Origin of the sequence: Acetobacter fabarum (assembly GCF_011516925.1) — a bacterium.
GTDB classification, from domain to species: domain Bacteria; phylum Pseudomonadota; class Alphaproteobacteria; order Acetobacterales; family Acetobacteraceae; genus Acetobacter; species Acetobacter fabarum.
In genome coordinates this window covers 246,850-256,210 of sequence record NZ_WOTG01000003.1, presented here as the reverse complement: position 1 = coordinate 256,210, position 9,361 = coordinate 246,850, and the positions used below count along the sequence as shown (strand labels likewise).

The 9,361-nt window shown below is 49.6% G+C and carries 8 protein-coding genes and 1 pseudogene; 4 read left to right on the top strand and 5 right to left on the bottom strand.

The annotated features are described in order from the left end of the window. Positions 1–419 (bottom strand): DJ-1/PfpI family protein (locus GOB83_RS06910; RefSeq protein WP_194301315.1); only part of this gene is annotated, 419 nt, incomplete at its 3' end. Positions 420–666: 247 nt separating this feature from the next. Between GOB83_RS06910 and GOB83_RS06905 the strand changes: the two genes are divergently transcribed. The 4 genes from GOB83_RS06905 to GOB83_RS06890 all read left to right on the top strand — a co-directional run bounded on the left by GOB83_RS06905 (position 667) and on the right by GOB83_RS06890 (position 3,981). Further along, entirely contained in the window at positions 667–1,206 is a 540-nt protein-coding gene (locus tag GOB83_RS06905) for a glycoside hydrolase family protein (RefSeq protein WP_165925624.1), read from the top strand. Beyond that, on the top strand, positions 1,206–1,361 hold the full coding sequence (locus GOB83_RS14935) for a hypothetical protein (protein ID WP_242005762.1): 156 nt from the start codon (positions 1,206–1,208) through the stop codon (positions 1,359–1,361). The genes GOB83_RS06905 and GOB83_RS14935 overlap by 1 nt, the downstream gene beginning before the upstream one ends. 621 nt (positions 1,362–1,982) lie before the next feature. After that, entirely contained in the window at positions 1,983–3,062 is a 1,080-nt protein-coding gene (locus GOB83_RS06895) for a transposase (RefSeq protein WP_165925623.1), read from the top strand. Positions 3,063–3,435: 373 nt separating this feature from the next. Next, positions 3,436–3,981, top strand: a complete 546-nt coding sequence (locus GOB83_RS06890; RefSeq protein ID WP_165925622.1) for a hypothetical protein — start codon at positions 3,436–3,438, stop codon at positions 3,979–3,981. A 245-nt stretch (positions 3,982–4,226) separates the two neighbouring features. Here GOB83_RS06890 and GOB83_RS06885 read toward each other — a convergent pair. The 4 genes and pseudogenes from GOB83_RS06885 to GOB83_RS06870 form a co-directional block, all read right to left on the bottom strand. Next, positions 4,227–5,598: pseudogene (locus GOB83_RS06885) on the bottom strand (tyrosine-type recombinase/integrase). A 336-nt stretch (positions 5,599–5,934) separates the two neighbouring features. Beyond that, positions 5,935–6,819 (bottom strand): plasmid partitioning protein RepB C-terminal domain-containing protein, encoded by an 885-nt coding sequence (locus tag GOB83_RS06880; RefSeq protein ID WP_165925621.1) that lies wholly within the window; start codon positions 6,817–6,819, stop codon positions 5,935–5,937. Beyond that, positions 6,816–7,694, bottom strand: coding sequence for a plasmid partitioning protein RepB C-terminal domain-containing protein (locus GOB83_RS06875; protein WP_338420630.1), 879 nt, complete (start codon positions 7,692–7,694; stop codon positions 6,816–6,818). Before GOB83_RS06875 ends, GOB83_RS06880 begins: the two co-directional genes overlap by 4 nt. After that, positions 7,691–9,238 (bottom strand): recombinase family protein, encoded by a 1,548-nt coding sequence (locus GOB83_RS06870; RefSeq protein WP_264802633.1) that lies wholly within the window; start codon positions 9,236–9,238, stop codon positions 7,691–7,693. The genes GOB83_RS06875 and GOB83_RS06870 overlap by 4 nt, the downstream gene beginning before the upstream one ends. Positions 9,239–9,361: the final 123 nt, after the last annotated feature.

The window sequence follows — 9,361 nt, the reverse complement described above, 5'->3', positions numbered from 1 at the left end:
GCTTCTTCAGTGCTGCGTTGTAGGAGGACCAGTTCGTCGTTCGGTAGCGTGTGCGCTTCGGCTTGCTCATCACTCACAGCTAACAAACTGGTTTCAAACAGGGAATCCCTTTCCAGTATTTCTGCAACAAAGCCGGTTCGTGTCACAAGGTCCTTTGCAACTGCGATGGTATTGGGGTTTTGAAAAGGCCCGATGTTTCCACCGATGAACAAAACCGTGTCAAAAGCCGTGTCGAGACTGGATTGCGTGTCGATGGGGACCCCCGAACTTCCCACGACAGTGCCTCCAGATTCGGAGACCACCGTTAAGCGATATCCCCCCCTCTCAATGAGGATGTTCGCCTCCTCAAAAGCCCCCAAAGGACCTGCGAGATCGAGAATCCGGTGGTTCGGACAGACAAAAAATCCAACATGCTGCATAGTCTTGATTTAAGGGAAAAGCAGAATTCAGGCCATAAATTTCTCCTTAAAACGATGCAAGCGCAGCGTAATTCATACGCAGGTCATTTGAGAAACCTACGCTTGGAGATTTGCGGCCAGATATCTGTAGCATCAAGCTGCTGGGAATTAGGAAACATGTCTGGCTCAAACTGTACCTGTAATCCGTCCTACACCCGGCCATCGTCAGAATCGTCACGTGCCCCCAACGTGATCAGCACGTCACTTCATGGGCGCGGCGTTCATCGAACGCCACGAAGAGATGAGGGCCGTCAGCAACCGTTTGCACTGGCCGGGCGGGACGCCCGGCGTAACGCTCGATCCTGGTTATGACATGCGCGACTGCTCCCGAATGGAGGTCGAGCAGAAATTGCGGTCCATAAAGGTCCCTTCCGATCTGGCGACCAAGGCGGGCGCTGGTCTGCGTGGTGAAGCGGCCAGAAAGTTCGCCCGGGATAATGAAAATCTCATCAATCTGACGGACGATCAGCAAAGTCGTCTTCTACAAGTCAATCTTCCCAGCTATGAGGCGATCGTGTGTCGGGGAATTTATGTCCCTCTGACACAAAATGAGTTCAATGCTCTCGTGTCGTTCGTCTACAATCTAGGAAGAGGTTGGCCGGGTGCCCGTGCTGCTATCAACAGCGGCGACAAACGCAAGGCCGTGAGGATCATTGAGGAGCAGGTGCGCTCGAAAGGCAAGGTCTTAGGTGGTCTGGTCCGGAGACGGCACGACGAGGCCATGCTTCTGCTGGAAGGACGATATTGATGATCCGCGCTATCCTAAGCCTGATTTGCGCCATCTGCATCGGCGGCACCGCACACGCGGATGCCAAGCCGGAGTCTTTGGAGGAACTGACCTACAATCTCAATACGAGGTTCAACGACGAGCTTGATGGAAAGGCGTTTCTCAATGGCGGTTGATCGTGCGCGTCGAACGTGTTTCGACCTGTGTGTCGGCGGTCTGGACCCGCAGCAGCGGTGTCGGATCGCCGCTGCGGCGCGACCTGCTGGAATGGGACAAGATGTTTAATGGCGCCCCTCGGATCGAGGCTCAATCCTACTATTTGACGTCCGTCTATACTGACCATCGGAGCGACGATGTTGTATCGATGCCTCTTACGGCACGTCCAGATCGTTTTGAAGATACGGCGGGTGTCTACCTCCCATCGTGCCAACCGAAACAGCATCATCGCAGGTGACGAGCTTTGCGTCGGGTGATCCCGCTGACAACATAACGCTCGGTGGGTCTACCAGAGTAGAACTCATTTAGATGGAATCATCTGAATGGGTGAAGATGCTTGCAAAAACCAATGAAACAGAGCCTTACAACAATATCTCTCCATATAGGCCTCATCTTGAACCGGCATTTGCCTTTCCCATAATGTTGAGCGTAGATATTTCACTGTTCGAAACAAAGGGGAATTTCTCTAGGGCGTGTCGTCAGTTAGCGTGCGGCGCCATAAAGCTGGAGACCCGCAAAAACCGGTAGCGTTTGGACTGCTATGGTGATTCATTGAAGTTACGCGATTACGGAGGCCTGCTATGGATCCCAAGTCCCTGTTCAGTTTGAGCGATCACCTTGATGCCTTGAGCAAAGAGGGTGATCCGCTCGAGGTTTTGCAGGAGACGGTGGATTTCGAGTATTTCCGGGCGCGGCTGGTCGAAGGGCTTGGCTATGGCGATGGGAGCAAAGGCGGCCGGCCACCATTCGATCCTGTGATGATGTTCAAGGCCCTGATCCTGCAGGCGCAGCATAATCTGTCAGACGCCCGGATGGAGTTCATGATCCGCGATCGTCTGAGTTGGCTGCGATTTCTGGGGCTGTCGCTCGGGGATCGAACGCCGGACGAGAACACGATCCGGCATTTTCGCAATCGCCTGACCGAGACGGGAACGCTCAGGCGGGTGATGAAGGCCTTTGACTGGCAACTCCAGAAGAAGGGCTACATTCCAATGTCCGGGCAGATCGTGGACGCCTCGCTGGTGCCTGCGCCAAGACAGCGGAACACCGAGGGCGAACGCGAAGCGATCAAGTCCGGGAAGAGCGCCAGCGACATTTGGCCGGACGAGCCGAACAAGGCAGCACAGAAGGATACCGACGCTCGCTGGACACTCAAGGTCGGCGGAAAAGTCCGGTATCGGGCAGATGGGACGCCGCTCCCCATGATCGCCCTGCCGGTCTTCGGCTACAAATCCCACATCAGCATCGACCGACGCTTCTGCTTCATCCGAGGCATGGCGGTGACTTCGGCGTCAGCGGCGGACGGGCGTCTTCTCCGGCAGGTCGTCAGCACGAACAATACCAGTTCCGAGGTCTGGGCAGACAGTGCCTATCGATCCAAGCGCAACGAGAAGTGGCTGTCGGACCAGATGCTCACGTCCCGTATTCATCGGCGCAAACCCATGGGCAAGCCGATGTCAAAGGCAACCGTGCGGGCCAATGCCGCCAAATCCTCGATCCGTGCGCATGTCGAGCATGTCTTTGCGCATCAGAAAAACCGGTTCACCCTGTTCATCCGCACCATCGGCCTCGCCCGCGCTGAGGCGAAACTGACCCTTTGCAACCTGGCCTACAACTTCAATCGGCTGATCTTCCACGAGCGTCTAAAAACCGCAGCCTGACTCTGTCTGCAAGTCGGAAAAACCGGTGAAATCAACGCCGGGTATCGTGGAAATAGGTCCGAATGATACCCTTGGTGCGCCCCGCAACCTCGACGTCATCAAGCCAGCCCGCTTCGCCAGAAATTACCCAGTTTTTGCGGGTCTCCAGCTTTCCCAAAAGGTTCCAAACGGATAATTACTTACGTGGTTAGCATAACTTGAGGTCAAATCGCGTGATCATGGTCACTAGTCTAATGGTAACATATCGATAAGGATGCGTTTACGATTGTTACAATTTTGGAGTAAAACCTTATTGCTGCCAACTAGGTGAGTATTTACCAAAATAGGGTAGATAGTAGTTCAACAACAGAATAAACAAGGACAATTATTCAGTATGAGGAAAAAAATTTCTAATCTTCTTATGACGATATTTTTATCCGGTTGTGGTGCGACTGTGAATAATATTGGATCAGTGCACGATAAAAATATATCTGGATCTTCGAAGCATATGCTTGTTGTGAATAATTTATCAAATGATAATTTATCTAAACAGGGAGAGTTTATATCGGAAGACCTTAAAAATAAACTAAATTCCTGCAATGTATTGGCTTATACTTATAATCCAAATGGTTTTTCATTGAATCCAAATGCTGATATCAATAGTATTATTTCTGATTATAAAATAGATAGAGTTATTTCTCTTACCAACAGGAATATAACAGTTAACCAAAATCATGCTGTTTTATCTCAGGTGGTAGTGGCTAAAGTATACGATATGGCATTGAAAAAGAATATTTGGATGTCCGAATATCAATACAACACATCAGAATGGCATTTTGGAGGTATTTGGGCACGACATGATGTTAAAGCAGCGCAAATTACAACAAAAAGTATAATGGCTGGGCTAGAAAATGATGGAGTTATAGGAAAATGTCAATAATCACCTAAGTGCTCGTTTGGAATTTATCGTCTGCCGCTGAACTGGCCTTATGGAGCACATCATGACTCTTGAAACTGCTGGTTTTTAGCTTTTCTCCTGTTGATGCAGCGAACCACTTTTATACTAATATCGGGACTCTAAACCATTTCCCAAAGGGCTCTATGGGGGTCAACGGGGGAGATTTCTCCCCCTTGCCAGATGTTGAATGCTACCTTGGGTAGCCATTCAACACTGCTGGCTCCCTTTTAAATCGTCATGTTTGCAAAGGCTGTTTCCGGGTAACTTACGGCCTCTATGGTTTGCTGCAAATTGGCTGTTGAGATGCTGGTCAGATAGGTAGTCGTCCCTTGGCTCTTATGGGTTGCTTCATGACCCAGCAGGCGGTCAATCCATACCTCCCTGATGTTGGCATCTGCGTTTCTGAGTTGGGTTGAGACTGTGTGCCGGAACGAGTGGAAGGTGATTTCTGCTGGTAGGCCAATGCGGGTCTTGAGCAATGAGAAAGCCCGTCCCAGTGATGCGCCCCTTGTACCCTGTTTCGAGGTTTCCAGACCGGCAATGAGATAAGGGCCGTCAGTGGTCTCTTTCAGCACCAGCACACCAGCTTCAATCAGTTTTGAATGGACTGGTACCACACGATTGCCAGCTTCCGTCTTGGGTGCCCAGCCGGTTTCGGTGTGAGGACGGATAAGGAAGCAGGGGATACCGTCAACGGTCTGGAGGTCTTCTTTCCGCAGGGTGCAGATTTCGCCCAATCGCATTCCGCTATAAGCTGCAATCAATGTGACCAGCCGGAAGGTCTGCTCTGGCACGGACGTGCTGTGCCATGAGGCGGAGGCCAGCAAAGCCAGTTCCTTTGTCGTCCAGCTTCTGCGTATGGTCTTTTGCCCATTCTCAAAATTCCATCCGGTCCATGGGTTGCGTGTGACCAGTTCCCTTTGGTGTAACTGGTTCCAGAGGGCAGAGAGGCGCATCATATGGTTTTTCACGCTCTTGCCACTCAATGTTGGCAGACTTTCCTGTCTTGCCCGCTGCGCCTCTTCTGCGAGTGTCATACTACTCTTGCGTTTACCAAGTGACGCAGGAAGGGAAAACAGGAGATCACGGAATGCCCCAGCCTTTTCGCCACCAATAATGGATACAGGAGCATCTCCGAAAGCTTGTAGAAATAGCTCTACCGCCCTGGGTGGCTCTCTTGGTATCGGTGCTGGCATGAGGATTATCCAGCACGAAGCGTTTCAGGGCACTGGAGAGCATTAAAGGCTGGGCTTTGGGTGCTTTGGCCGTTTTCTTCACTGTCCGGGGTTTTGGCATCGCTGCTGAAACGGGCACGGACCGCGTTTCCTGAGCAGATGAAGGCAGGTTCACGCTCTGCAAATCCCGCAGTGCAACCCGCAGTCCTTCAAGCCTGCTTAAAGCGTCTGGTTCAGCCAGCACAGAATGGGCTTGCATGAACAGTTCGGTGGTTCTGGCATGAAGCAGAGAAGCGCGTTTGCGGCCTTCATTCTGGTAGCCTGTTTTCAGAGAAACCCAGATTTCCCGCCGGTTCAGGGCTGCTCGCAGGGCAGGGGGAACGATACGGCGGAAGTGGTAAGTGGTGCCTCGGACACGGAGCATAAACTCTTCCCTCAGTGGGGAAGGACGATGGAGCAAAGACAGCCTTTGCCCCTCATTCAGCCGAAAAATCGTGCTATTTCAGGTGTCTGTGGTGCGAACTGCGGGACTCGAACCCGAGCCAACCCGCAGTGACACTTTTCTAACCCTTTGAAACAGCTAAAAGAATGCGACGTGCTGTCTTCCAGTTTAGTGTTCTGGTTCCCAGAATTGGTTAAACCATCTGGGAACATCTTGAGGGCAGTTTAACCTTATTTTGCTGATTTCGGGAAGAGATTAATGATGGTTAATATCTCAAAAGTCTTCAGGCTGTTCTGAGGTAAGAGTGAACTTGTAAAATTAGTTTGGATCAAGAGATGTTGCGGATACAATGCTTCTGAATTCAACGATAATTTCAGGATAACGAGCTTCAAGATATCCAACAATTTTGGTATTTTGTATAAGACGTCCGAGATAACGAGAGGCGAGAACAAGTTGGAGAACATCATCTCCAAATGTTGCCTCAAGAGCTTGATAATCTTTAGTCAGACTTTCCATCTCGCGCTCCATTCTAGCCATCTGCTCCGATGTCAGACCAGAAACCGTTTTTGGACGGTCCGGTTTCGCAAGATCTGTTTGCTTCGATGCAGCCAGAATGGCCTTGGCGTAAGTGGCTGTAAAGTTATTCATAGCCACCATAAGTTCGGCCGTCTCGGTTTGTTTGAGTGGCTTCATTTTTCGCAGAATACTAAAAACATGTGGATTAATCGGTCGATCCTTCAGAAGTTCGACTGCACCTGGGGCAATTCCATCAAGCAGAGTACGTCGATGTAAAACAACTTTTTCATCGATGCCCAAAGCTTTGGCAATCATGGTAGGTGGCACGCCACGATCAATGGCACGCGAAATCATATAATGTTCCTGTACCGTCGCTAGACGGTTGACCCGCTTATTGTAGGTAAAGGTTTCATCGTCGTCGGAAATAATACAAAGAGTACTTTCTATCTTTTGTTCTTGCAGGGCATGTAATCGTAAATGGCCATCAAGAAGCATATATCGTCCATCTCGACCAGCTTTGGCAATGACCAGAGGCTCGATCACACCGACTGCGCCAATGGAAGTCGCAATCCGTTGATACCGCTTTGAGTCTGTAATTCGTTTGCTCATTGGACGGAGAGGAAGAATCGAATCAAGAAGCACTTCGCGCACCTCTCGCTCAAAAGAAATGCGAACTGACTTACTCATGGCCGACCTTGCCCAACACCAAGTCGGTCTGCAATCGGCTGGGGTAGGGAGGCCAACCCTTCAGCTCTTAGTAACTGCACGAAATGATCTTCAGCTAGTAATTTCCCCATCGCACCAACAACGAAAGTCAGACGACCTTGGGTAAGGTGCGCTTTTTTCACTAACATTTTCTGCCGATCGACTTCTTTTTGATAGGCTCGGACCAATGCCGTAGCAGTTGTTGGTTGTCCTCCTTTATTGCCTTGGCGAACAGATCGCATACCTTTACCAATGGTGTTGCGTTCTCCCACAATCCGACGAATGGCCAGAACCTGGCTACCAGGAAGCTCTCCAGATTCATAAGCCTCAGTAAGTGCTCTCTGAACATCGGCATCTGCGGCTTTTGCGATTTCTGCTGCAATTGAGTGAGGAATGATCCCGCGCTCTACAGCATCAAGTAATCGTTCTTCTCCTTTTTCTAAAAGGCTATTAATGGAATAGACATAGTCAGCACTGAAACCGACTTTTTCCGCTATTTCAGCGTTGCTATATCCTCTCTCACGCATGGAACCGACTTCCCGAATAAGTTCGAGAGGAGAGAGGTTCCTTCGTGCTAAATTTTCGACCAAACTCATCACGAAGCATTCGTCACGTGTAGCTTCGATGACCATGGCCGGTATCTCTATTTGACCAAGTTTTTGAAATGCCTCCAGTCGCCCTTGACCACAGATGAGTTCGTGATTCTTACCATTGGGTGCGTTTCGGACTGTTATGGGACGCTTCAAGCCAATCTTGCGAATACTCTCAACCAACTCTTCGAATATTTTCTTGTTTCGGACTCGAGGATTCAAAATTTCAATAGAGTTTGTAGGAATCATGACAATTTTGGACATCATAGAGGTCCTTCCAAAGTATGACGACGCAGTAAGTGAAAAAGCGGGGACAAATCATCTGTTCTGAAAGAGTCCAGATTGATCCCGTTATTTTCCGCCATTCCCAGTCTGGGTTTGTGACCAATATCCAGCCATGGCAGAAGATAATAATCTTTCACAGTTTTATTGTCCGGGTCGAGCCTGACAACGACAGTTAGATCAGGTTGTAAACTGGTATCCAGACGAACCTTCCAGCGAAGAGAACCAGCAGCGGTGCTTTGACAACGAGCAATAACGAACGCCAGCGTTACTTCGTGATTCACAAAAAGCAGGTCATTGCGGGCGTTAGAAGTCACACTGCCACCAATGGCTTCAATTCCTGCGATGGTTTCTGCGACCACCTCGGGGTGCATTAGTCGAAGCTGGCGGTTAGTCTCCACGTAACGGTAATCGCGTGCAGGCTGATAGCCAATGAGTTCATAGGCGCGGAGAAGACTGCCAAAACGATGTCGATAAGCAGCACTCGATGGCATTTCCTCAACTTCGTTGATAATCATGCCCGAAAGAATACCGCGACAGGCAAGAAGGTCAGACAGCATTTTTAAAAGCTCTTCGTTAGAAAAGCGGCGAGCTCTTTGTGCGAAAATGGTTTGTGCTGCTGCGAATAGGGTAGGATCAACAATTCCTTCAAAAACCCCATCACCACGAACCCACATATCGGCCTCATTCACAACGCGTTTCTGTTTCAGTTTGAAAGAAACACGATTGTAAACATTATTCCCTATATACTTCTCGTTGCTTAAAATCTGACGGATGACAGAATGCGTCCATGGTTTTCCGAGATCTGTTACTCGACCTTCGCCATTGAGTATTATCGCAATTTCACGTTCTGAACGATGCTCTAGAATAAACAGCCTATAAATCCGACTGACCGTCTCAACTTCTTCGTCCGGTCCGGGGACAAGGATAACGCGATCAGTTTGAAGACTTTTGTGCTCTCCTCGAGCGAGGGGAGCCTTGGGCTCATTATTCTCGTTTACGAGAAAGCGCCTCAGACCATAGCCCGCAGGACCACCCTGCCGATAACCAAGCGTAATCAGGCGACATTGTCCGGTGAAAACCTTACCGGACAATTCGCGGCTATATTCTCCCGCCATCACGCGCTTGATACTTTTCATGACATTAGATGGCAGACTTCCATCGTTATCAAATTGTTCAGCACAATAATGAATGTTAATGCCACGTTCGCGACATATAAACTCATAATAAGCGCTTTCATCGGCATCCTGAAAACGCCCCCAACGACTGATATCGTAGACAAGAATTGCCTCAAAATCGGCGGTTCCACTTCGGACGTCCTCAATCAAGCGTTTTAGAGAGTCACGTCCAGCAATATTGAGGCCGCTACGTCCTTCGTCGGCATAATTGCGAACAATCTGAAAATTCCTCCGTCCAGCATAGGCAGCGATAATTTCCGCCTGATTTTCTGTGGAGTATTTCTGATGGTCGGTTGACATCCGCACATATTGAGCGGCCCGTACTGGGATTATTGCTCCTATTGCTTCCACTCTTATCCCCAGCTCTATGCGTTAAAGACGGAGAAGCCACCCGCCCACATTTTGCGCCACGATCGTAGTGCGTTCGATCTGAATCGATCGTGTTCAGACAATCGTTTTTGTAATATAAAGGAA

Excerpts from the sequence above, each read along its gene's own strand:
- GOB83_RS06875 (WP_338420630.1), bottom strand. The coding sequence starts at position 7,694 with ATGATGTCCAAAATTGTCATGATTCCTACAAACTCTATTGAAATTTTG.
- GOB83_RS06895 (WP_165925623.1), top strand. The coding sequence starts at position 1,983 with ATGGATCCCAAGTCCCTGTTCAGTTTGAGCGATCACCTTGATGCCTTG.
- GOB83_RS14935 (WP_242005762.1), top strand. The coding sequence starts at position 1,206 with ATGATCCGCGCTATCCTAAGCCTGATTTGCGCCATCTGCATCGGCGGC.
- GOB83_RS06905 (WP_165925624.1), top strand. The coding sequence starts at position 667 with ATGGGCGCGGCGTTCATCGAACGCCACGAAGAGATGAGGGCCGTCAGC.
- GOB83_RS06890 (WP_165925622.1), top strand. The coding sequence starts at position 3,436 with ATGAGGAAAAAAATTTCTAATCTTCTTATGACGATATTTTTATCCGGT.
- GOB83_RS06880 (WP_165925621.1), bottom strand. The coding sequence starts at position 6,819 with ATGAGTAAGTCAGTTCGCATTTCTTTTGAGCGAGAGGTGCGCGAAGTG.